At 44.6% G+C, this 25705-nt stretch carries 16 protein-coding genes and 2 pseudogenes; 15 read left to right on the top strand and 3 right to left on the bottom strand.

Features of this window, described 5'->3' with window-relative positions; all coding sequences use genetic code 11:
• The first annotated feature begins 75 nt into the window (after positions 1–75).
• On the top strand, positions 76–2451 hold the full coding sequence (locus GC093_RS14915) for an S-layer homology domain-containing protein (protein ID WP_171652686.1): 2376 nt from the start codon (positions 76–78) through the stop codon (positions 2449–2451).
• 108 nt (positions 2452–2559) lie between these two features.
• On the opposite strand, the gene GC093_RS14910 is transcribed toward GC093_RS14915, so the two are convergent.
• From GC093_RS14910 to GC093_RS36910, 3 genes and pseudogenes are all read right to left on the bottom strand, one after another.
• A complete protein-coding gene (locus GC093_RS14910) occupies positions 2560–4137 on the bottom strand; it encodes a sensor domain-containing diguanylate cyclase (RefSeq protein WP_171652685.1) in 1578 nt (525 codons plus the stop codon).
• A 144-nt stretch (positions 4138–4281) separates the two neighbouring features.
• Positions 4282–4642, bottom strand: a pseudogene (locus GC093_RS36915) (Rossmann-fold NAD(P)-binding domain-containing protein); the annotation flags it as partial.
• Positions 4643–4828: 186 nt separating this feature from the next.
• A pseudogene (locus tag GC093_RS36910) lies at positions 4829–4906 on the bottom strand (TetR family transcriptional regulator); the annotation flags it as partial.
• Between the two features lie 256 nt (positions 4907–5162).
• Here GC093_RS36910 and GC093_RS14900 point away from each other — a divergent pair.
• The 14 genes from GC093_RS14900 to GC093_RS14835 form a co-directional block, all read left to right on the top strand.
• A complete protein-coding gene (locus GC093_RS14900; RefSeq protein WP_171652684.1) occupies positions 5163–6284 on the top strand; it encodes an ABC transporter ATP-binding protein in 1122 nt (373 codons plus the stop codon).
• A 29-nt stretch (positions 6285–6313) separates the two neighbouring features.
• A complete protein-coding gene (locus tag GC093_RS14895) occupies positions 6314–9283 on the top strand; it encodes an extracellular solute-binding protein (RefSeq protein ID WP_246314395.1) in 2970 nt (989 codons plus the stop codon).
• Positions 9273–10247, top strand: a complete 975-nt coding sequence (locus GC093_RS14890) for a carbohydrate ABC transporter permease (RefSeq protein WP_171652682.1) — start codon at positions 9273–9275, stop codon at positions 10245–10247. The genes GC093_RS14895 and GC093_RS14890 overlap by 11 nt, the downstream gene beginning before the upstream one ends.
• 84 nt (positions 10248–10331) lie before the next feature.
• The gene (locus tag GC093_RS14885) at positions 10332–11234 is read left to right on the top strand and encodes a carbohydrate ABC transporter permease (protein ID WP_171652681.1); all 903 of its coding nucleotides are present in this window, start codon (positions 10332–10334) and stop codon (positions 11232–11234) included.
• A 59-nt stretch (positions 11235–11293) separates the two neighbouring features.
• A complete protein-coding gene (locus GC093_RS14880; protein ID WP_171652680.1) occupies positions 11294–13441 on the top strand; it encodes an SMP-30/gluconolactonase/LRE family protein in 2148 nt (715 codons plus the stop codon).
• Positions 13438–15789, top strand: a complete 2352-nt coding sequence (locus GC093_RS14875) for a DUF5696 domain-containing protein (RefSeq protein WP_171652679.1) — start codon at positions 13438–13440, stop codon at positions 15787–15789. Before GC093_RS14880 ends, GC093_RS14875 begins: the two co-directional genes overlap by 4 nt.
• Positions 15786–16652: a carbohydrate ABC transporter permease gene (locus GC093_RS14870; protein ID WP_171652678.1), complete on the top strand. Its 867-nt coding sequence runs from the start codon at positions 15786–15788 to the stop codon at positions 16650–16652. Before GC093_RS14875 ends, GC093_RS14870 begins: the two co-directional genes overlap by 4 nt.
• Before the next feature lie 18 nt (positions 16653–16670).
• Entirely contained in the window at positions 16671–17639 is a 969-nt protein-coding gene (locus tag GC093_RS14865) for a carbohydrate ABC transporter permease (protein ID WP_246314393.1), read from the top strand.
• A 155-nt stretch (positions 17640–17794) separates the two neighbouring features.
• Positions 17795–18508 (top strand): response regulator transcription factor, encoded by a 714-nt coding sequence (locus GC093_RS14860; RefSeq protein WP_171652677.1) that lies wholly within the window; start codon positions 17795–17797, stop codon positions 18506–18508.
• A gap of 1 nt (position 18509) precedes the next feature.
• A complete protein-coding gene (locus tag GC093_RS14855) occupies positions 18510–19940 on the top strand; it encodes a sensor histidine kinase (protein WP_171652676.1) in 1431 nt (476 codons plus the stop codon).
• A 3-nt stretch (positions 19941–19943) separates the two neighbouring features.
• Positions 19944–20798: a helix-turn-helix domain-containing protein gene (locus tag GC093_RS14850; protein WP_171652675.1), complete on the top strand. Its 855-nt coding sequence runs from the start codon at positions 19944–19946 to the stop codon at positions 20796–20798.
• A 162-nt stretch (positions 20799–20960) separates the two neighbouring features.
• Positions 20961–22268 (top strand): ABC transporter substrate-binding protein, encoded by a 1308-nt coding sequence (locus tag GC093_RS14845; RefSeq protein WP_171652674.1) that lies wholly within the window; start codon positions 20961–20963, stop codon positions 22266–22268.
• 44 nt (positions 22269–22312) lie between these two features.
• Complete coding sequence (locus tag GC093_RS14840; protein ID WP_171652673.1) at positions 22313–25210, top strand: lamin tail domain-containing protein; 2898 nt, start codon at positions 22313–22315, stop codon at positions 25208–25210.
• A 29-nt stretch (positions 25211–25239) separates the two neighbouring features.
• Positions 25240–25705: lamin tail domain-containing protein (locus tag GC093_RS14835; RefSeq protein ID WP_171652672.1), on the top strand; the 466-nt coding region annotated here is incomplete at its 3' end.

Here is a 25705-nt window from a genome sequence, read left to right as displayed (position 1 = left end):
CATTCGTAATGAAGTGCGATCTGCAATATTCATCATCCTGCTTTAATCCATTCTACAAGGAGGCTTTTCACACGTATGCAAGGTAAGAAAATTCTACTCATGGTAATGATCCTAACTATGGTTTTCAGTATGATCCCACCCTCTTCGGTCCGGGCTACTACTCTGTCAGATTCGATCTCCATTAACGATCCCAGAGCTATGGCCTATTATGATGGTTATATTTATGTAGCTCAACGGAGCGCTGATAAAATTTCAAGGATTTCAACAGCGACCGGACAGGTTAGCGACGTTTTAGTCATGAATACCTATTCCACACCTATGGCTGTGGCCGTAAACAGTCATGGAGACTTGTTCTATACAAGGGACAGCAACAAGAACGTCTATAAGATTCCGGCAGCCTCGCTAACGAATTTACCGTTGAATGCAACTGAGGTGACGAGTCAGAGTCAAACCTATTTTTCAGGAAATTTTTCCTATATGTATGGGCTGACCTTTGACTCGAATGACAATCTGTATATGACCGATTATATAACCAAAGGCATCTACAAATTGGAACTAGGTCAAACGGTTCCGACAGCAGTTATTACGAACGCGCCTCAAACGATTACGGGTATCGCATTTAACCCGAGCGGTGACCTTCATTTTGTTGATAGCTCGAGTAAAATGTACAAAATTGATCATGCGAGCCTTAACGTGCAATCAGATAATGATCCGACAAAAATTAAATTTTTAGAGTCGGTGACTAATCCTCAGGTAAACGGTATCGTGTTTCTTCCGGATGGTACGCATTATCTTTCTTCTTTATATTCGAAAGTGATCTTTAAACATACCTTTGCCAGTGAAAATACAATCGTAACCGCTAAAAATTTGCTGCCGTCAAGCCTCACGGTTACAGAAGGAACGTACACGAACCTTTTGACCTACTTCAATGGGCTAACCGGGATGAGTGCAACGGGGGTAACGCTGACTTTGGTGTCTTCCAACGTTAACGTAGCCAATAACGGGGACATCACTTATACAGGCTCTGCTGTAAACGGAAACGTTACGGTGATGATTAACAAGGCCGGTGGAATACAAGAAACAAAAACCATCGCCATAACGGTATCGGCGCACACGCCAACGCAAGCGGAGCTTGCCAATGCGTCGATTGCTGCTGCGAAAGCCCTGCTGCCGTCAAGCCTCACGGTTACAGAAGGAACGTACACGAACCTTTTGACCTACTTCAACGGGCTAACCGGGATGAGTGCAACGGGGGTAACGTTGACTTTGGATTCCTCCAACGTTAACGTAGCCAATAACGGAGCCATCACTTATACAGATACAGCGGTAAACGGAAATGTTACGGTGAGGATTAACAAGGCCGGTGGAATTCAAGAAACAAAAACCATTGCAGTAAGCGTATCGGTTACTTCAACTCAGGGTCCTGCTCCAGTGACAGTAACGTCTCTTGCGGTTGATCCGATTAGTGCCAGCATTCGCCTCAATGACGTGAAACAACTGGCCGTCACTGCGGCTTACAGCAATAATACAACGGCTGATGTAACCAACTCGGCTGTATTCGAAACCTCGAACGTGAATGTGGCTGTCGTTAGCACAGCCGGTGCAATTACAGCAGTAGGTTACGGAACCACGGTTGTTGCCGTTACTTATGGTGGTCAATCTCAAGTGGTGACGATCACCGTCCCTAGACTCACCAGCCACACGGGGTCTTCTGCTCCAGCGGCAGCTCCAACCGATACGAAACAGCCAGAGGACACGGTTAAGCCGACAGTGCCTTCCACACTGCCCACAAGCCCGGACGTATTTAAAAGCGAGGCTGTACAAACAGATAGCAGTGTAGTGAAGAGTATTCAGACCAGAATTGAAGATGCCAAAAAATCCGATGTTAAGATGAAATTATCTGACATCCAACAGCATTGGGCCGAAAAAACGATTGATATCTTCGTTAAATTGAACATTATTGATGGCTATAACGATGGAAAATTTAGACCGGATGGAGATATCACACGAGCTGAATTTGCAGTGATCATCGACAGAGTATTCCATATCAACAATGCCTCTAAGCAGTCGGTTACAATGAACGATATCAAGAGCCACTGGGCCAAAGATACCCTTGAAAAGCTTGCGAATGCCGGCATTTTGAATGGTTACGGTGAAGAGTTCCGTCCGGATCAAACCGTTTCTCGAGCTGAAATGGTCGCTATTATTAGTCGAATCGTGAATATGAACGCCGTGAAGAAGAGTGAATCGAATGGAGTTTTTTCCGATACTGGCAATTCCTTTGCTTCCAGTCAAATCCAAGAGGCTGCCCAAGCGGGTATTATAAAGGGTAAGGAAGGGGATAAGTTCAAACCAGAAGCCCCATCCACCAGAGCGGAAGCTTTAACGATCATCCTGAATACATTAAATTTAAACCCACAAATCAAGGCTCTATTAGATAACTTTAAATAAACCGAGTGTGGCAATAAATGAATAAAAAGGTTGAGGCATACAGCCCCAACCTTTTTTCTTAATATCAGAATGTATAAGTTTTCAGCGGAGCTGAACCGTGCATTTTTCTTATACAGCTTTGGCCATGTAGGCTATAGTTTGATTCCTGCCGTTCCTCTTGGCCGTATAGAGCGCTTGATCTGCGCATTGCATGACGGTTTGGTCTGTAGAAGAATGGTTGGGGTGGGAAGCAATACCGATTGAAACTGTGATTGGTTTACCTGTCGGGCTGTTATGAGTCTCCAGTTTTTTTCGGAGTGTTTCAGCTGTTTTATACGCAAGTTCGATAGAGATGTCAGGCATCAGCACTACAAACTCTTCTCCACCAAAACGGCAGCAATAATCTTCTTTACGCATCACAGAAAGTACAACGGCAGCTAAATATTTCAATACCTCATCGCCGAGCTGATGGCCATAGGTGTCATTCACGGCTTTGAAATGATCAATATCCATAGCTATGACGGAAAAGGAGTGATTTTCCACCGTCCAATTAGCTAAACATACATCCATCGTCCGGCGGTTAGCTAGTCCAGTCAATGGATCGGTTTGTGCCTCAATAGAGTAATTGTCGACTCGTTGTTGCAATGTGTCCATAGTTAATAAAATGGTCTCATTTAAGTGATAAGCCTCGTAATTCCAGTGTACGGCTTTAGGCAAGTCTGCCACTCGGCTGCCGCTCACTAGTTTTTGTGCAGTTTCAGCTAAGGAGGAGAAGGGGGCTGCAAGCATTTTACCAAGCCATAAAGTAACAAGAAGTATAACAAGAAATAATGGGAGTGATGTCAGGACTACATTCTTAATCATTTTGTTGGATTCCGCATTAATAACCTCGATAGGAGTCTGAACAACAATTCCCCATCCGTTTTCATCAGAATCAGCGTATCCTGCCAAAAATGAATTTCCGTGCGTATTAACAACTTCCTCTTGTCCATCAAAACCATTGGTTAGTTTCCCTACTATTTTATTCTTTGCGACGTTTTCGCCCAGTCGTGTTTTATCCGGATGATAGAGCAGATTACCTTCCCCATCTACAACGTAAGCATAAGATTTGGATGCTGTGTAAGAGCCGAAAATACTATTAAGGATATTATCCTCACGCAAGTAGATCGTACCCCCAATATACCCCATATACTCTCCCGATGTGTCGTAAATAGGCTGGGTCATAAGAATAATAAGCCTATTGGTTGCTGTAATGAAGGGAGCCGAGATGGAAGGTTGGCGGAGCTCTAAAGCTCGCAACGCTGGTTGAGAGATCAGCTTTGGAATGGTTGCTCCAATTGCCATGGGCGATACGTTCATAATTGTAGAATCTTTATTAATAATAAATACTGAATTAAAATAGTTAGTGCTCTCCGTAAATAGATCCAAGTCCCTTTGCAGGGAAGCGTTAGCATTACTTTGTTTGGCGATACGCTCTGACATCACTCTTAAACTACGCTTCATGGAGCTGAATAAAGTGTTCATGGTGACGCTCATTTTTTGGGCAGATTCATAGTTAAGTGCGAGAGTGGTCTCGTATAAAGAAGCTTGCTCAGCTTTGTATGCAGCTATGATTTGAATGGTGGAGGTTCCTGAAATAGAAAGGAAGACCAGACCAATTATGAGGTAGACAAGGCGCAGGCGACGTATTTTTAGGCTTCCTCTCATATTTACACCCCCAAAGTTAGTGAAATAGCTACTAAAGTACTATAATTTATTCGACGAAAAATGACAAATTCCTTTCTTGATGAAATTGGATTATGTTTGCAAATGCCTTTTGTTAGTTAGTATGCTTGCTTTGCATCCGTAGCCTTAGTGTTTCTTCGATCCCTTTCTCATATATTTTTCTCCGCTAAGGATTAGCGGCTCTTTGGTTAAGTACATGATTTCAACAACCTCTCTCATGAGAGGGTCAAACAAACCCATGAGACTAATTAAGCTTGGCATTTTGAGAAGTCGGCACATAGTAATCGGGTAAACGTACAATGAGCGCCTGGACATTGTGGCACTTGTTATCAAAAATTAACTCTTCAAACTTTATTCTTATTTTTCCTTTATGGGTATGCGGATTTTTGGGATGCTCTTCAGTAACTCTTGTCATTTGCGATTTGCCATAAACATAAATACCATCCACGATTACGATCTTTTTACCTAGGTGATGGGGTGCCTTCATTTGCTTGATAGGCTCATCACGAATGCCCTGAGCTTGAACCTGCAGAACGATTTCGTTATGGTGCGTCTGCATTAACTCCTCGTAGACGGAGATCATTTCATACACAAGCTTATCTGGGGAAGCTTGAAGCTGTATGAAGCAATTCAGCGTACGTTCAAAGGCTCGCTCCAGCGAAGCAATGAAGAGCTCCTGCTTGTTCTTGAACAATTTGAACACATAGGGCTGGGAAATGCCGACCTTCTCCGCTATTTGTGCGGTTGTTGTGCTGTAATAACCGAACTATGCGAACACACCTACAGCGGCCTCCAAAGTCTCCTCACGCCGTGATGATTGTGTTGGGGTAGATGCCTTGTCTAGCTGCGATCGTTTAGCCATAATAGATTCCTCCTGTGGAGCAGAATTATTTAACTTAGCAACAGCTAACTTGTAATTATTCACCAAGTAACATTCACACTATCTTCACATCGAATGAATTAGAATGTTAGCAATGATACGAAAATAAATGCGTGGGGGCGGAAGAATGGCGAGAATTTTGATCAATCATCTCTTTAAGCGGTACGGTAAAGATAAGCATCCTGTTGTGAAGGATTTCCATTTGGAGATTAGAGATAAAGAATTTCTCGTATTTGTAGGACCCTCCGGTTGTGGAAAATCGACGACATTGCGAATGATTGCGGGTCTGGAGGATATTTCTGAGGGTGAGATTTATATCGGTGATAAGCTTGTAAACGAATTGCCGCCAAAGGATCGGGACATTGCGATGGTATTCCAAAACTATGCACTGTATCCGAACATGAGTGTTTATGAAAATATTGCCTTCGGTTTGCGGCTGCGGAAGCTGCCCAAGCATGAAATTGATATTGCGGTAAAGCGTGCTGCTCGTGTGCTGGAGATTGAGCAGTACCTGAGCAGAAAGCCAAGAGAGCTATCCGGCGGCCAACGGCAACGGGTCGCGTTAGGCCGTGCGATTGTGAGAACGCCACAGGTGTTTTTGATGGATGAACCGCTTTCCAACCTTGATGCCAAATTGCGGGTACATATGCGGACCGAAATCATCAAGCTCCACAAAAAGCTGGGTGTCACGATGATCTATGTTACCCATGATCAGATTGAAGCCATGACGATGGGGGACCGTATTGTCGTTATGAAGGACGGCATTATTCAACAGGTGGATACCCCGGAAATGATTTATACGAATCCTAGCAATACCTTTGTGGCCAGCTTTGTCGGATCCCCACCGATGAATTTCATAGTAGGGCGAATTATTGAAAATGAGTTTAATAAGCTGGAGTTTCATACGCAGCGCTTCGCTTTGGCCATACCGGAGAGCAAGTCGTTCGCCCTTCGCAGCAATAAGCAGGTGAATAAAACAATAACGCTCGGTGTGCGTCCGGAAAACGTTAGTTTGGATGAAATGATGTTCGAGGCTTTTCCAGGCGCCATTATTACCGGTGTGCACAAGATAAGCGAGCTGATGGGTGCAGACCGTTTCCTGCATTTGGATATCGGGCAAGACCGCCCGCTTGTGATCCGATGTAATCCGCGATTTCGTTATGAGGAGGATGACAAGCTGCAGGTAGCGGTAGATATGTCGAAGGCGCTGTTCTTCTTAAATGAATCAGGTGAACGGATTATGGACTAATCATGGCGTATCAGAAAGGAATGACTGTTATGCAACTGGAACGATTCAAAATCATACGTGAACGCTTTATCGCTTTGCAGCTGGTCGGATCGCTCCTCGCATCCGCGGCTCTACTTCCACTGCTGCCTCAAACGACGGTACAGGCAGCGGATGTGGTAAAGACGGATGCTGTCTCAAAGGGAAGAGCGGTAAAAGCCGACGAGTATGAGCCCTATTATTCAGATACACTGAAGGCTTGGCTAGCTAAAGGGGTTAAGACAGGGGACGCTCCTGTGGAGCTAAAAGGAGCCGCTCTCTCTGCAAAATCCGATGAAGCGGCAGCCCAAGTGGGAAGCTATGAAGGGAAAGACAATGTATTGATCTGGAACAGCCCGAAGGAGAGCTGGATTGAATATAAGATTGATATGCCCAAGGATGGGCTGTACGAAATACACGTTGCTTATCGTCCGTTTACGGGTGGTGGAATACGAAGGCCCATCAGCTGGGATATCAAGCTGGATGGTACACATTCCTTCAGGGAAGCTTCTTCTATTGCCCTTTACCGTCAATGGAAGGATGCTCTCCCGGTTAAACAAGATGTAGACGGTAATGACATTCGGCCCAAATCCGAAGATATTTCCAGCTGGTCGGTAACATCCTTGAGAGATTCCAGCGGAGCTTATGAGCAGCCGCTTCAGTGGTACTTCAGCAAGGGGAGCCATACACTTCGAATCCAAAGCTTTGAGCCTTCAGCTATTGAATCAATCAAGCTGGTACCTCAAGCAATGATTCCGGATTACAAGGATGTTATATCCACTTATCCGTCATCGAAGTCTTCACATGCTGAAGTCAAGACCATTCAGGCTGAAGATGTCAAATGGAAGAATGATTCAGCCATACAACTAATATCTGATTCCGATCCAAGAATGGCACCACTTGCAAAGGGCAAAAACACCTTCAACGCAATCGGAGGCAAGAAATGGTGGAATCAAAATCAGGAAATTACGTGGACCATTGAGATTCCCGAATCAGGCAAATATAAGCTTGCGTTTAGGGCGCTGCAGAACACGATTTCACAGAAAGCATCGTTTCGGCGCATTGTCGTAGATGGTAAGGTGCCGTTTAAAGAGCTGTTGTCCTATCGTTTTCCTTATTCTAGCGAATGGGAGGGAGCCCCTTTACAGGATGAACAGGGAAATCCGTATGAGTTTTATATGGAGAAGGGAACGCACACTTTATCCATGTCATCAACGCATGCTCCCTTTAAATCGGTGCTTTTTGGCATAGAGGAGATTATGGATATATTACGCAGGGTCGACCGAGATCTTAAGTCGCTCACTGGCGGCACCGTTGACAAAAACCGTACATGGAAAATTGAGCGGGATATGCCTGATCTACCTGTAAATTTGAAGCAGATTTCAGAGAAAATGACAATCCTCTCGCAGCAAATCGTTCAAGTTAACGGACGCAAGGATAACATTAGCGAAAGCTTAAATACGACAGTCAAGGATATTGAGGCTATGCTCGTCAAAGTTGATGATATTCCATACCATAGCGATCAGATTACATCTATTCAAGAGAAAATAAGCGGTTATATGGATACATTCGTACAGCAGCCGCTTCTGCTCGATGAAATATATGTGGCGCCTGTAGAAAAAAGCTTTCCGAGTATGAAAGCGTCACTGTTCTCCAAAATGAAGGGCATAGTCGTTAATTTCTTCTATACCTTTCAATCCAAAAACCGGCTGAGTGAGCTGGATGACCAGGTGTTGAACGTGTGGGTTCACCGTGGCCGGGATTATGTGAATCAGCTGCAGGAGCTGACAGATGAAATGTTTACACCGGAAACGGGTATTAAAGTCAAAGTCAATCTGCTGCCCAATACCCAGATGCTGATAATGGCCAATGCAGCCGGCAATCAGCCGGACATCGCGCTAGGACTATCCCAAGATTTACCGGTCGATTATGCGATCCGGAACAGCGTGTACGATCTCTCCAAGTTTTCTGATTTTCAGGATGTGTACAGACGTTATAGTCCAGGCTCATGGCTTCCACTTTACTATAACAAGGGCTATTTCGCGGTTCCTGAAACACAGTCGTTCCAGGTGCTATATTACCGCAAGGATATATTAAGCCGGCTCGGATTGGCAATACCTGATACCTGGGATGAAGTGTATGATATGCTGCCAACTCTCCAGCAAAATTATATGAATTTTTACATGCCGCCCAAAGAGTTCATGGCATTCTTCTATCAGAATAATGCTGAATTTTTCGATAAGGACGGTATTAAAACAGCGCTGGATACCCCAGAAAGCTTTAAGTCGTTCAAGCAGTGGACGGATCTGTACAATATTTATGCGTTGGAGAAAGAAGTGCCAAGCTTCTACCAGCATTTCCGTAAAGGAGATATGCCAATAGGCTTTGCTGATTATAACATGTATATTCAATTATCTGCTGCTGCCCCAGAACTTAACGGCTCTTGGGGAATCGCACAAATCCCCGGAACCGTGCAAAAAGACGGAACCATTGCACGATGGGCTGGAGGCGGACAGTCAACAGGGGTCATATTTGAATCATCGACACGTAAGGAGCAAGCCTGGCAGTATCTGAAATGGTGGACTTCAGCAGATGTTCAAGAGAGGTATGGAGCTGATTTGGAAGCCTTCAACGGAGTATCGTTTCGTTGGAATACAGCCAATATCGAGGCCTTCACGAAGCTTCCCTGGAAGCGTGAGGATGTCAATGTTATTTTGCAGCAATGGAAATGGTATAAGGATATGCCTAACCTACCTGGCGGCTACTTTGTAGGCAGGGAAATCAATAATGCATGGAACCGTGCTGTAGTCGACGGGACGAACTATCGGAGTTCGTTAGAGATGACTATATTAGAAGTAAACCGGGAGCTTCGGCGAAAGCAGCAGGAGTTTGGCTTTATCGATGCTTCGGGCAAAGTGCTCAAGTCGATGGAGCTTCCAATTGTCGACAAGCCATGGGATGGGGTGAATCCATATGTTAAGTAATCGGGTACGCCTTACATCGAACAAGGCCGTTCCAGTCAGACTGAACTGGATAGACAAAGTCAAACAAATTATGTCGGAGATTTGGGCAAGTCGATTTTCGTACCTGTTTATAACACCGTTTATGCTATGTTTTATCGCCTTTATCTTAGTTCCTGTCTGCGCGGCGATTGTATTGAGCTTTACTTATTTTAACGCGATTGAAAAGCCTCAATTTATAGGCTGGACGAATTTTCAGAATCTGATCTCGCAGGATTTGCTGTTTCTAAAATATGCGCTGCCCAATACATTTAAATTTGCTGTAATTGTCGGTCCAGGCGGCTATATTGCGGCGTTTGCTCTAGCTTGGCTCATAACACAATTGCCGGGTAAATTCCGCAAATGGTTCGCCTTGGCGATGTATACACCATCGTTGACCATGGGTGTGGCTATGTCAATCATTTGGCTGCCTCTGCTGTCAGGAGACCGGATTGGATATCTGAACAGCATATTATTGCAAATAGGCTTTATTGATGAGCCAAATTTGTGGGTAACAGACAAGGCGTATTTGATGAATTCGATGATCGCCGTTACGATGTGGTCGAGTATGGGAGTCGGATTTTTAGCGATGCTGGCGGGCATTCTGAACGTAAATCCCGAGCTGTATGAAGCGGGACGGATTGACGGTATGAGGAGCAGGCTGCAGGAAATATGGTACATCACCATTCCTTCGATGAAACCACAAATGCTGTTTGGTGCTGTTATGGCCATCGTTTCGACCTTCAAGGCAGGAGCCATTGGCGTTGAACTTTCGGGCCAATCTCCGACACCGCAGTATGCAGGGCATCTTATTATTAACCATATCGACGATTACGGATTTGTCCGTTTTGAGATGGGTTATGCAGCCGCAATTTCCGTGTTTTTGCTTATTTTGATGTATGCATCGAACAAGCTTTGCTGGGGATTATTCTCTGAAAATGAGAAGTAATTTCCCCCCCCCAATGCAGACGCAAAGCTCTGTTAATAATTACGAGGTTAGCTTTTCTCCAAAAAGCTCTTGGGAGGATGAATCATGCAAGGTACAGTAACGTGGCTGAACAAATTAAACCTATGGAAGCGACGATCCAAGCTGAATTCGATGGATGCTTTTCAAAAGCTGCTTATCGTTCTGCTAGTGCTGGTTTCAATTTTCATGCTACTGCCGTTAATCTATATATTTAATCATGCTTTGAAGCCTTATAACGAGCTGTTCATATACCCCCCTAACATTTTTGTGAGGGAGATTTCGTTTCAAAATTTTGCTGAGCTGTTTCTGGTAGCATCGTCCTCCACAGTGCCGATTAGCCGTTATTTATTTAACAGCTTTGTCATTTCAGGGGGCGCGGTGATATTTGTAACAATCGTCAGCGCTATGTGTGCGTACCCGATCTCCAAGCATAAATTTCGGGGTCAAAAAATCGTGTTTTCCACCATTATTTTTACACTGATGTTTGCCCCGGAGACTGTACAAATTCCACGTTATCTCATAGTCAGCAATCTAGGTATTATGAATACATATGCCGGTCATATTCTGCCAATGCTGGCGATGCCGATTGGGGTGTTCCTGCTTAAACAGTTTATTGATCAACTGCCGAACGAGCTGCTGGAGGCGGCACGAATCGATGGGGCTTCAGAGCTAATCATCTTTTTGCGGATTGTTATTCCGATTTGTTTGCCTGCGGTTGCAACCATAGCCATTCTTACCTTCCAGCATTCGTGGGGGAATACGGAAACGTCAACGCTGTTTATGCAGGATGATGAGATGAAGAACTTCCCGTTTTTCTTATCGACCTTGACGCATAATCTTTCAAACAGTGTAGCCAGACAAGGCGCGGCTGCAGCTGCGGCTGTCGTCATGTTCGTACCTAATTTAATCGTTTTTCTTGTATTTCAAGGTAAGGTTATTACTACAATGGCACATTCGGGGATTAAGTAAGGAGCCGTGTATGGATGAAGCAAGTTTTGCCGTTACAAGGCTTTTTAGGGAGGAGAATTATGGTTTCTATTAAAAAATGGCGGCATCCGCTATTCCTTATCCTAATGATCACGCTACTGGCATCTGCCGTGCTGCCTTCAACCGCCTTGGCTTATGTACCGTTCGATACGAATTATAAGGACAGCTACAAAAGGCTCACATGGACTCAAGCGGCCTATATACCAGTAGAAGTGATGGGGAGAGGGATTTATGCGACAGATCCGAAGGATCCTAGCAAACAGATGTATTCGCCTTTGGTGCAGCCGAAGGGCCTTTTCATAGATGAGAAGGATCATGTTTATATTGCGGATACCGGTAACAACCGGATTGTACATCTGAATGAAAAGGGTGAAGTACAGCGCATTATTCAGGTTGATGAAAGTCCTTTGAAAAAACCAGAAGGTGTTTTTATCGACAAAAAAGGCGACATTTATGTTGCGGATACAGGCAACAAAAGGATAGTCCGGTTGGACTCTGGCGGAAAGCTAATCAAGGAGTTCAAGCGGCCGGATTCTAAATTCATACCGGAATCCTTCAAGTATGACCCGGTTAAGGTAACTGTAGATAAGCGGGGATTTTTATACATTGCTACTTTAGGCGGTTATCAGGGCTTGCTGCAGCTGGATCCGGAGGGCAGCTTTCAAAGTTTCTTCGGAGCGAATAAAACAGTGTTCTCCGTTATGGACGCTATGAAAAGGATGCTCTATACGCGGGAGATGTACCTTAGGGAGATCAGCAAGCTGCCGGGTTCGGTCAGCAGTGTAACGATTGATAAGAACGGATTTATTTATACGGTTACCAAAGAAGTGGATAAAGGCCAGATCAAGAAGCTGAATATTGCGGGAAAAGACTTGCTCGCGATGAAAAAGGAAGGCTCCGACACAGAGGAGAAGATTAAAAGCTTCGGTGAGGTCCGTTTTCCTGGCAAGGACAAAATAGTGCCGAAGCTGCACGATGTGGCAGTCGATAAGGACGGGAATATTACAGTCATCGATTCGGCTCAAAAATATGTGAACCAGTACGATGCCAATGGTAACTTGCTGTTTTTCTGGTCGGGTGATTCGAAAGCGACATCATCCCTATTGGGTGTAGTCAAAACCCCCTCTGCCATTGCTGTAAACTCTAAAAAGCAATTATTTATTCTGGATGAAGAGAATAGTGTCATTCAAGTGTTAGGGCTGTCAGAGTTTGGCAAGCTGGTGCATAAAGCGAATCAACTAACCCAGGAAGGGCGATACGAGGAGAGTGAAAAGCCTTGGAAGGAAGTTTCCAGACTGAATGCCTATTACACTCCGGCCATGCTTGGTTTAGCAAAAGCCGCTTACAAGAAAGAGGAATATGACAAGGCGGAGAGGCTTTATTATGCTGCAGGGCAAATCCAAGGGTATTCAGATTCATTCTGGCAGCTGCGTCTTCGCTGGTTCCAAAGCCATTTCAGTACATTAATGAACGTGATCCTAGTATTAGGGCTTGCTTTCTATATTTTTAACCGTGTAACCCGCAAAAGCAAATTTCGCGAAAAATGGGTCAATCGAAGTGAGTCGCAAATATCGCTAATCGCGCAGCTTAAACATGCTTTCTACATTTTGAAGCATCCGATCGACGGGTTCAGTGCCATTCGTTATGAAGGCAAGGGAGGGTTCGCGAGCAGCTCGATTATGTTGCTACTGGCTTTAGTAAGCTTTTGCATATATCGCGGTTTTACAGATTTCAAGTTTAACCCGGATATCATTCTGGATGTTGATCTGATGACGGTGTTATTCCAATTTATGATAGTTTGGGTCTGCTGGATCGTGTCCAACTATTTGATCAGCACCATATATCGAGGAGAAGGCCGGTTTCGTGATGTGGCTTACGGAAGCTCTTATGCTTTATTCCCGTTGGTATTGATAGGATTACCGCTGACCGTCCTGTCTCATATGATGGCTTTAAGCGAGGACTCGATTTATTTATTCCTTCAGGGAGCCATGGTGCTCTGGATTGGATTGATGATGTTCTGGCAGGTGCAGTCTATGCAAAATTACAGCGTTGGTGAAACTGTGATGAATATACTGCTTTCAATCATTACAATGACCCTGCTGGGTGTGCTTGTTTTCATTATGTTCAGTTTAAGCTCAGAGTTAAAGGACTTCTTGTATTCGGTCTACCAGGAGGTGACGATCCGATGAAACGCAAACGCTATAAACTAACTCTATCTGCTTTATTGGCCACCTCATTGAGCCTGCTGCTATTCGTCACACAGACGGCTTGGACAATCAACGCCGCCAACACGCCCGTTCAGGCAACGTCATTGGATAAGCCCGAGCTGCAGTCGCAGGCACCAGCGGTTCAGGCACCAGCGGCGTCTGCGGCGGTTGCACCAGCCCCTGGGCCTACTGCGAATCCCGCAGGGGCTGTGAATGCGGCTCGTCTGAAGGCGGAGCTGCCGGATGGTGCGGTCTTCAAGCTGGCTGCACAAAGCGATAAGCTGAAGCTGCTCGTTGACAGCAGCTCGGGTCATTTTCAAGTAGAGGATAAGCGTACAGGTGATACCTGGCTCTCTTATCCTAACCCGGAGCAATGGCCTGCTGAAACGATCACCGGCACTTGGAGAAACAACCTCCGTTCACCGGTCATGCTGGAATATATAGACCCTGCAAACTTCAAATCACAGCCGAAGCTCATTAGCTTCATCGAGGATAAGGGGACTATAGAAGGATTCCAAATCACTTCTTCAGGCTTTAAAGTAACGTTTAACTTTGGAGGTACGAAATTTAAAATACCGGTAGAAGTGAACATTAAGGACGATTTTGTAGAAACTAAGATTATTGACGGCGGCATTGAGGAAGGCAAGCTTAGCTTGCTGAATTTAAAGCTGTATCCGATGTTCGGAGCTGAACCCTCCTTGGGACAAGACGGTTACCTGATGATCCCTGACGGGTCTGGCGCTCTGATCCGGTTCAAGCCTAATAAGATCAATGACAAATCGGTGTATCGAGAGAACGTGTATGGTAATGATATTTCATTCTATTCAGAGAAAACTGCACGTCAGTCTGTAAGGATGCCTGTTTTCGGAATGAAATCAGGTGGCAAGGCCTTCCTTGCTGTGATGACGGCGGGTGAAGAGTATTCCAAATTATTCGCAGCGCCTGCAGGTGCGTTCGGCCAATCGAATTGGACAACCTCCGAATGGCAGTACCGTATTAAATTTTTCCAAAACACGAGCAAAAAAGGCAACGCGGGCTTCTTCACCTACAGTAAGGAGCGCTTCACATCAGAACGAACCATGCGATACTATCTATTGGAGAAGGACCAGAGCGACTATGTCGGCATGGCAGCCAAATATCGCGAATATCTGATCAAGGAGCAAGGTCTGCAGCGTTTGAAAATAGCAGGCAGCAATATTCCGTTGTTCGTAGACATTGTTGGTGCGGATGTGAAAAAAGGCTTTATGTGGGATGAGTATTTAGTAGGAACATCCACCTCCCAAGCGATGGAAATGGTTAAAAGGTTGTACAGTCTCGGTATCGAAAATATGGCCATCCAATATTTGGGGTGGCAAACGGGCGGATATAGCTCTATGGGGGGCTTATTTCCGGTTGATAAAAGGCTTGGCGGCAATGAAGGCATGAAGCAATTCATTCAGTTTGCCCATTCCCTCCGCATGCCAGTTTATTTGGCGGCAAGCTACTCGTACAACAATAATGGTCGTGACGGCTTCAATCCTCGATACGATGGCTTGCGCAATTTGGCCGGCAAGCTAATGGAGTTTGAAATGTTCGCTACTAGGCAGATGATCTCGTTGATGAGCACGAAGTTTGCCGCCCGAACTGTAGCTAAGGATCAGCAGCAGTATCGAGATGTAGGTGCGGATGGTATTTATTTCGAAGACGGAATCGGACGTCATCTGAACAGTGATTTCAATACTGAAAATGCTTCCAGTCGCACAGGCTCAATGCAATCACAACAGGATATGCTCAAGCTGGTCAAGGAATCATTGGGTGGAACTAGTGTGGACAAGGCTAACATGTACGGTTTAAAAAATATCAGTCATATTCATCAAATATCGGATGATTACTCTTACGATTTGTTTGTAGACGAGTCAATTCCCTTCATGCAAATTGTTCTTCACGGGCTTCTTACCTATAGCCCCAACTGGTCCAATCAGCGCAATCAGTATAAAACGGAGATGCTGAAGGGTATTGAGAACGGCTCAAGTCCTGCCTTCATCCTTACGCAGGCTCCATCCGAGGATATGATTGGCTCCTATTCGGTTTGGTACTACAGCATGAACGTTCACGATTGGGAGTCGACTGCTGTGGAGGAATATCAGAAGTATAACAAGGCGCTTGGTGACGTACAGAATAAATTTATAATCGGTCACAGAACAATTGCTCCTAAAGTAAAAGAAACGACGTATGAGGGCGGCAAAAAGGTTATCGTGAATTATAATGAGACGCCTTACATAGACATCGAACATAAAATCAATGTCCCAGCCCTTGACTTCATGGTGGTACAGGGAGGAGGAGGGCAATGAACCGCAAAATAAGATGGAGCGCCGCTGCTCTCCGTAAATTAGAAGGCTCGATGTTCATAGCGCCATGGGTCATCGGATTCCTAAGCTTTGTTGCTTACCCGCTGCTTTATTCGTTGTATATGAGCTTTAACCAAGTCAAAATAACGGCAAGCGGAGTGGAGTACTCACCCGTGGGGTTCCAGTATTACCGGCAAATTTTGTTGGCAGACGGTGGTCTTCTATACAATGATTTACTGCCTTTCCTGCGGCAGGCGCTGATCATGATCCCCGTGATAGTCTTATTTTCACTTTTGATTGCGATTTTGCTCAATCAAAAGTTCATCGGGCGCTCCTTTTTTCGGGTGATCTTTTTCCTTCCGGTTATTTTTTCAAGCGGTCAAATCATCCAGGAGTTTATTACTCAAGGAGAAGGGACGCTGTCCATCGTACAGGAGCTGGATGTAGGCAGCTATATCAGTGCTTATCTGCCGGCTGCCTGGGCGGCGCCAATCATTAAAGTCATCAGCTCGTTTGTTCTGATTCTCTGGTATTCGGGCGTACAAATACTCATCTTTATTGCTGGAAGACAGACCATATCGGGCTCGGTGTATGAGGCGGCGCGAATCGACGGGGCGGACCCGTGGGAGACATTTTGGAAAATTACGCTGCCAGGCTTAACGCCATTTATTTTGTTGAATCTGATCTATACGGTAGTGGATTTATTTACATTCCCGTCCAATCCGATTATTGCCAAGGTCAATACGGCTAATTATGGGCTATCGAGTGCTCTAGCCTGGATTTATTTAATGATCGTCTTATTGTTTCTGGGATTGACTATCTATATTTTCTCCAGAGTGACCAAAGCAAACAGCATGGGTAAATAAGAAAGGAGGTTTGAGGGCTTGAAAACAATATGGAGAGATATGAGAAATGTCCGCATGGATTCTGCAACGCTGCTTCATGGACTTGGTATTCTGAAGCGCTTCTTTCTCGGTAAAGAGATAAATAAAGGGTTGATCTTTAGACTTTTTATGTACTTGGTACTGATTGATGTGGCTTTTATTTACATTAAACCGATTATTTATATGGTTTCGACGATGATTAAGGATAGCGCCAACCTGTTGGACCCTTCGGTTATTTGGGTGCCACGTTCCTTTTACACAGGTCATCTGCAGGAGGCATTACGTCTATTGAAATATTCGCAAGCGTTCACCATCAGCATGACGGTGTCCTTGTCCATTGCGGTGCTTCAGGTCATTACCTGTGCGATTGCTGGGTATGCGTTCGCACGGCTGGAATTTCCATTGAAAAAAACTTTGTTTGTTTGTTTAATTTTCACCTTTGTTATGCCTCCCCAGGCAACGATTTTGCCATCGATTTTGCTGTTTAAACAATTAGGCTGGATCAATACTTACCTTCCGCTCATCATACCTGCCTTTTTCGGTCATGGCTTGAAGGGAACGCTGTTCGTCATTATTTTCCGGCAGTTTTTCGGGACCCTTCCGAAAGAGCTGGAGGAGGCGTCGAAAATTGACGGAGCAGGTCCGTTTCGTATATTTTTCCGGGTCATGCTGCCCATTTCAACCTCTGCTATTATTGTAGTGTTTTTGTTCTCCTTTGTTTGGAGCTGGAATGACTTCTACTACCCTTCGATGTACATGTTCGCGTCCAAGGAGGTTCCCTTATCCATTAGTCTTTCTCAGATGGCTGTTTCACTCTCCTCGGAAGCTGAGCAATCGGGCCCCAGCATCTTTGCCGAACCAATCAAAATGGCCGCTTCCTTCCTTATCATTATGCCGGTTCTTATCGTATATACATTTACGCAGCGCTGGTTCGTTGAAGGCGTTGAGCGGACGGGAATTGTAGAATAGCGGTACAAGTAACTTTTGTAACGAACCGGGCGCATAGGTTAGTTATTAAGCTGTGATGCCCGGCTTGTTTAAACAGGGACCGCCATTAAGCTTTTGTTTCTGTATTGATCAATAACCTGCAACCAAGTAATATTGTTTTGGGGGAGGGGATTTGGATGAAAATTTTACTAGTTGAGGACGAACCCAAAATACGGGAAGTGCTGACTGCATATTTGAAGAATGAAGGTTGGGACGTCGATTACACTCCTAACGGGCTGGAAGCTGTACAGATGTTCGACAGCGGACATTATGATTTGCTTATATTGGATTTAATGATTGAAGGCTTGTCCGGTGAAGAAGTATGCAAGCAGGTGCGTGAGAAATCTGTTGTACCCATCATTATGATTACTTCGAAATCGCGTGAGAGCGATACGATAGCCGGACTGTATTTGGGAGCGGATGATTATATTGCCAAGCCCTTCCGTGCCAAAGAGGTCATCGCCCGGATATATGCTTTACGGAGAAGGATATATGCTTACACGACGGCTAAAGAGAAGCCGTCTTTATTGACGTTTAATAAGGGTGAGCTGGTTGTTAATTTACAGGAAAACACACTGCTAGTACGCGGCGTACATACGAGCCTGACGACAACCGAGTTTAAGATGCTGAGCGTATTCATAGACAAGCCGGGGAGAATTTTCAGCCGTGGGGATTTGTCCTACCATGTAATGGGGTACCGGTTTCAGGGAGACAGCCGTTCGATCGATACCCATGTGAAAAATCTTCGCAAAAAGCTGGAGGAAGATACGCGGGAACCGAAATATATATTGACGATGGTTGGATCCGGCTATAAATTTGCGGCGGAGCCTGACAATAAGGAAGTTGAATGATATGGGAAGAATGCTGCGTAAAATGAATGTCATTCTTTTTTTAACCTTGCAGACCTGCTTTCTGTTGATCATCTTAATTATTGCCTACGGCTATCATTTTAATTGGGAAAATGTTTTCGAGCGATATCAGCAGGATCAACTGAAAGTGAATGCCTACAAGCTGATTGATGATATGCGCAATGAGGAATTGTCCATCGGGCCTTATTCAGAGGAGCAGTTGGCATGGCTGACGCGCAGGGCGAATTTGTACGGGATGCTGGTAAGATACGGAGAGAATACCAAGTCGATCTGGTTCGATATGTTTTCACGAATCGGGGATATGAAAGAGGCTGTTGTGCAGGAATACCCTGTTGTCGCCAAAGGCGAAATGCAAGGTACACTTAGTGTGGCTTATTTGAAGTCGCTTAATGAAATCGATCCGACCGTCATCGCCTATCAAAAAATGATGCAAACACGTTCTGCCTTACTGATAGCTGTCATCTTGTCAGTATCAGTGCTAGTCAGTTTCTTTGTAGCCAGGCTGCTGTCGGCTCATTTGCAACGGTTGCAAGAAACCGCTTCCAAAATTAGACTTGGCAATTGGGAGGTTCAAGCAGCCGTCAGAGGGCCGGAAGAAGTGCGCAGGCTTGCCCTTACATTGAACGAGCTTTCTAAGGAACTGAAGAAGCAGGAGGATTGGCGCAAGCATTTGATGGAGGATTTGACTCATGAGCTGCGTACACCACTAACGTCTATGCTTTCTCAGCTTGAGGCAATGATTGACGGCATCTATGAAATCAATCTGGAATGGCTGCAGCAGGTATACGATGAACTCATAAGGCTGACCAGGCTGATAACTGATATGGAAAAGCTGTCAGAGGCCGAAGCTGCTGTGTTCACAGTAAATGCAAAGCGAATGGATATGATGGCTCTGACGCAAAACGTATACCGCAATTTTCAGCAGATGGCGCAGAGTAAGGGAGTCAGGCTCGAATTTATGCAGACTCACACGCCGTGCTATGCGGAGGTTGACAGGGATAAAATGATCCAAGTGATTTCCAACATTGTCTCGAATGCAATCAAGTATACAGATGCGGGTGGCAAGGTAATTCTAGGCGTCGATTGGACTGCAGAATATACGGTTGTATACTGCCTTGATACCGGTATTGGTATTGGCTCTACGGATTTGCCCTATATATTCAATCGGTTGTTCCGAGTGGACAAGTCGCGTTCTCGTTTCAGTGGGGGTGTTGGGCTGGGTCTCAGCATTGTTAAAGCTTTAGTGGAGGCTCATAATGGCAAAATAGAAATCGAAAGTGAGCTGAACCGCGGCTCCTTGTTCCGTATCATCATTCCGAATGTTTATAAATCTTTGGATCCGCTTACTTGGAGGTATGAAGAATATCGAATGGAGCGTTCGCCTTATAGTACCAATCTGACAGGAGGAGATTGAAGCATGCAGCCTTTTAATGAGAAAATTATATATGAAAATCCCCTTGTTCCTATGAAAATATATTTGAAGAAAAGAGAAGTGAGCTGGAACGACTGGCATTATCATAAACAAATCGAGCTTCTTTATATTGTTAACGGGAAGATGGATGTGCTGGTAGACCGGCAAAAGTATACGCTACACAATGATGATGTTGTTCTTATAGGCGCCAATCAGTTGCATCGCGACTATTCCTACACGTCCGAATATATTGTTTTTCACTTTGACCCTCTTCAATATTTTGATCCGTCGACCTTGACTTATATGAACTTGTTTTCTGGGATCAATGTAGCGCTGAATGAGCTTAACTATATATTTTATGAGAATCCGGAAGCGAAGCGGACCGTGTCGCAGTGCATAGTAGATATTTATCGGGAAGCAATAGATAAAAATTATGGCTATGATATGGCCATCAGCTTGCACATTCGGAGAATGCTGCTTGCTTTGCTTCGTTCAGATCGGCAGCAGGTTTTATCTTCAAATAATCATGTAGGCCTAGATCGATTAAAGTCAGTTATGGACTATATTGAAAATCATTTTACTGAAAAAATTACAGTTACGGAAGCGAGCAGCATCGCGAATATCAGTTATTCCTATTTCGCCACTTACTTTAAGAAAGTAATCGGCATGACATTTGTAGACTACGTGAATTATCACCGAATTAAGCTGGCGGAGCGTATTTTACTTACAGAGGATATCAGTGTCGAACAGATAGGGGAAAAAATAGGAATGGAAAATACCGGACATTTTTATAAAATGTTTCGGAAATTTAATCAGTGCTCTCCGAACGATTTTCGTAAAAAAATGACTGATTTTCATTAAGCCTACAGGATTTCTGCATATTTGGAATTGCCATATAGCATTAACAAGAAAAATACTAAAATCGGAAAATTGAGTAGTGTTTTCAATAATATACGCATTATTATGCAGATTAACTTCTTATATAATTATTACATAATAGCGAAAAGAGAGGTTTTCAGTGATATGAGAAAATCAACAAGAAAGACACTAAACCTGTTTCTCAGTACGGTTACATTACTTGGAGTTGCACTTACCGGATGCTCCCAAAGCGGAGCTCCTGCAGCCTCGGTTGAGAAGGTTAGCTCTGAACCGGTCACCTTAAAAATTTTCAATCATAACGCAGGAATTATGCAGAAGGACGTGGATGATCTTTTTTCTGGTCCTGTACAAAAGAAATATCCTAATATCAAATTTGAATTAGTAACGGGAAAGTCGCTTGAACAGCTCATTGCTGCTGGAGAAATACCGGATTTGATTCCGACGAGCAACTTCTATTTGAATGGTTTGGTCGATCTTGGATTAACTACGGACATGAACGACTTTGTGAAAAAGGAACGCATTGATCTGAACCGGTTCGAGCCTGAGGCTATTAAAGCCATAAAGCAATTCGGCAAAAACGGGGAATTGGTGGGTATGCCGTACACTATGAATTATGGGGTTATGGTATACAACAAAGATATTTTTGACAAATTTGGTATTCCTTATCCTACGGATGGGATGACTTGGAATCAGGTCATTGAGCTGAGCAAAAAGCTGACTAAAAAGCAGGATGGCATTCAGTACATCGGGCTTGATCCAGGTGATGCCAATGCATTAACCCGCGCGTACTCCCTTCCAGTCGCGGATGAAAAGCAAGAAAAATCAATGATTAATTCGGAAGGTTATCAGAAAGTGTTTTCATTACTGAAGCAGATTTATGACATCCCGGGTATGGTTACGGATAAAAAATATGTCTATGGCATAAACACTTTTATTAAAGAACAAAGAGTGGCAATGATTCCTTATTGGATTTCCGCATACACAAGTCGAATCCCGCAGGTCGGACAAACCTTCCAATGGGATATTGTTAGTTATCCTTCTTTTGATGATAAGCCGGGTGTCGGCAGAGAGATTGACTTTCATATGCTTGTCGTACCTCCGACCAGTAAGCATAAGGATGCCGCTTATCAAGTAGTTCAAACCTTAATCAGCGATGAGGCTCAACAAGCAATGAATAAAGGCACTCGCTTATCTATTTTGAAGGACGCAAATTTGCGTAAGGAATTTACTTCCGAATCTAAGGTCTACGAAGGTAAAAACTTGTCAGGTATGTTTAAGGTGAAGCCTGCTCCTGTTGCCTATAGCCCTAAGTACGAGCTTGATATATACGCAATTCTTAGAGACGCTATGAAGGATATAGTTGTCAATAACTTGGATATTAACTCGGCACTTAGAACGGCTGATGAAAAGGCTAACAAAATTATATCTGCTTCACAATTGAACTCTAAATAAGCTTCAGGACAAGTGAATCGAATGATAGAAAGCGGGGGAGAAAATTGAAACACCCTATAAGAAATACGGTCGCCGTTTTCATGCTGCTGGCCTTATTGTTCTCTGGTTACCTTTTCTTGCCGACACCCCAAACAACACAAGCAGCCAAAACAGATCGTTTATTAATTACAGAAATCGTCCCTGCTCCTAAATCTAAAGGGGAGGCTTTCGAATATGTAGAGCTCTACAATCCTACGGATAGCGTTGTCGATTTGACCGGCCATAAGATTTATTACTATGAAGATATGAAAAGTATGGAGCCATGGACCTCAACTGTGACGAAGTGGGACATAGTTGCCATGGATGAAATAAGCGGTGGCATGACGAACATGAGGATTCAGCCGCAAAGCACAAAGATTGTATGGCTCATTAAAAAAGGATTCAAGGGAACCGTACAGCAATTTAACGAAGAATACGGCACAACGCTGCCAAATGAACAGTTTGTATATGTTCAGCTAGGTGGAAATGAAGGTCTCATTGACGATGAGCAGCGGTATGCCGCTATTGTCGGACCGGGTGGGGATCAGGTTAAGGATAGAATTAGCATGGCTGCTTATAATGTGGATGCCGGAGTTGGAAAGTGCAAATATGCACCTAGACCGGGTGAACGTCCGTGTGATTTTGTTCGTAAGGAGGGGCAGTCAGCAGAGAGCGTAACGTTCTTTGCTCCTGCTAAAGGACTGGATCCTGAAACTAAAATGATGGAGCGTAGAATTCCATATTCCATTCATCAAAAGCCGACGCCGGGTTCTATTCTGCCTGCCCGAAGTGATGATGGGAGCTCGGATGTTTTACTCATTACGGAAGTCGTCCCTGCACCAAAGACAGACGGTGAGAATTACGAATATATCGAGCTCTACAATCCGACAAGCAGTGAAGTAAATTTGCAGGGGCATAAAATTTTTTACTACGAGGATGCGTCAAGCAAGGAACCGTGGACTTCCAATTATACGAAATGGGATATAATCCCAATTGATGTTATTGCTGGAGGCAAGACAGACATGGTGATCCGGCCGAAAAGCACCAAAATCGTTTGGTTAATTAAGGGTAATTTCAAAGGAACCGTGGACGGTTTTAATAAAGAGTATGGAACTTCGCTGAACAGCGACCAATTCGTCTTCGTTAAATTAGGTTCCGGTCAAAGCTTATCGAATGACCAGCAGCGGTTGATTGCTATCGCGGGGCCGGACGGAGATCCGGTGAAGGACCGGATCAGTATGGTCACCTACAATCCGGAGGCGGGTAATGCTAAATGCAAGTATGTAGCGAAGGCCAACGAGGCCGCTTGTGATTTTATCCGCAAAGCGAACTCATCGACGGAGAGCGTGAATTATTTTTACCCAGCAGGAGGGCTGGAGTCGGTAAGCAGGATGATGGAGCGCAGAGAAACGGACTCCACTCATCAAATACCAACACCGGGGGTGGTTCTGCTAGCTCAAGTATCTAAGGAACCTGCTAATGCACGCACCAAAGGCTCAGTTCCCGATTCAGTGGCAGCTACTGGGGGGGGAGGGGCTGCCTCGGCTCAATTGTTAATTACGGAGGTTGTCCCTGCACCGAAGACAGATGGGGAGCATTATGAATACATCGAGCTGTATAACCCGACAGATAGCGAAGTTGATTTGACGGGATACAAAATTTATTACTACGAGGATATGTCATCCAAGCAGCCTTGGACCTCCAAGGTGGTCAAATGGGACATCACCGCTATGGATAACATTGCTGGTGGTAAGACAGACATGATGATTCAACCGAAAGGCACCAAGGTCGTTTGGTTGATTAAAAATAATTTTGACGGAACACTTCAAGATTTTAATAAGGAATATGATAGTACGCTGAACAGCGACCAATTTGTTTTTATTAAATTGAGTGGCGGTCAAGGCTTAGCGAATGACCAACAACGGTTTCTGGCGATTGTTGGGCCAGACGGAGACCAGGTGAAGGACAGGATCAGCATGATCGCCTACAACCAAGAGGCGGGTACCGGGAAATGTAAATATGTAGCGAAGGCAAAAGAAGCTGTATGTGATTTTACCCGCAAGGCGAATAAATCGACGGAGAGCGTGAACTACTACTTTCCAGCTGATGGGTTGGATCCGGTGAGCAGGATGATGGAATTCAGATATTTGGATTCGAATCATCAACTACCGACTCCGGGTGTAATATTACCGACACAACAGCTGATAAATGATTCTGAAATCAATCAAGCCGTGGATAGCTTGCTGATTACGGAAGTAGTCGCTGCACCGAAGACAGAGGCTGAAATTTTCGAGTATATAGAGCTTTACAATAATTCCGATAAGCCGATTGATTTGACAGGCTATAAAATTTATTACAACTATGACATAACGACTGACGAGCCATGGACTTCCAAACCTGTAAGATGGAATATTACGGCCTCGGACAAGGTTAGCGGAAGTAAGACCGATATGGTGATCCAGCCGGGCAGCACCAAGATTGTCTGGCTGCTTAAGAAACAATACGGGGAAGTTTTCAGTACACAGGATTTTAATGAAGAGTATGGCTCGGAGTTAGGCTCCGATCGGTTTGTTTATGTGAAGCTGGGAGAAAATGAAGGCCTGTTTAACGATATAAGGGGCTATCTATCTATTGTTGCGCCAAGAGGGCATCAGGTTAAGGATAGAGTTAGTACAGCTGCCTACAACGTTGGGGCAGGGACAGGTAAATGTAAATACGTGGCTAAGGAAGGCGAGGTTGGCTGCGATTTTGTAAGAAAAAGTGATGAAGTACAAGAAAGCGTCATTTATTTCTATCCCGAAAATGGGTTAGATCCGGTCACCAAATTGATGGGACGCGGAAATGCGGCTGATTCGATTCATCAAAAACCGACTCCGGGCAACGTATTACCTGAACAAGTCCCAACTGGGAAAACTACCGAATAGCTTAGCTGAAAGAGGTGGAAACGTTGAGTATGAAACGAAACCGATTTATCACTGTCATTACACTTTTTTCCATGTTATTTTCGTTATTTAACTTTGTAGGAGTTCCTCCGAAGGCAGAGGCGGCGGTTACCGCCCCTTCCCTGCTCATTACGGAAATTATGGCGGCTTCGAAAGCTTCGGGCGATCCGTATGAGTTCGTAGAGCTGTACAATACTACAAGCCAACCGATCAATCTGACGAATTACCAAATCCACTATTACACGCAGCCGGGACTGGCGCAGCCTTGGACCGATGCGAATGCGAAGAAGTGGAGCATCGTACCCCAGGATACGATGACCGGAGGTACGACCAACATGACGATTGCCGCACACGGCACCAAAATCGTCTGGCTGGTTAAGCCTGCGCATCTCTCGTATACGGTGACTCAGTTTATTACGGAGTATGGGGATGCTACTTTGACGAAAGATCAATTTGTCTACGCGCTGATGGGGACCG

The sequence above is a fragment of the Paenibacillus foliorum genome, from assembly GCF_013141765.1.
GTDB lineage: Bacteria > Bacillota > Bacilli > Paenibacillales > NBRC-103111 > Paenibacillus_S > Paenibacillus_S foliorum.
Note: the sequence above shows the minus strand (reverse complement) of the source record. Positions and strands in the feature narration are given on the sequence as shown.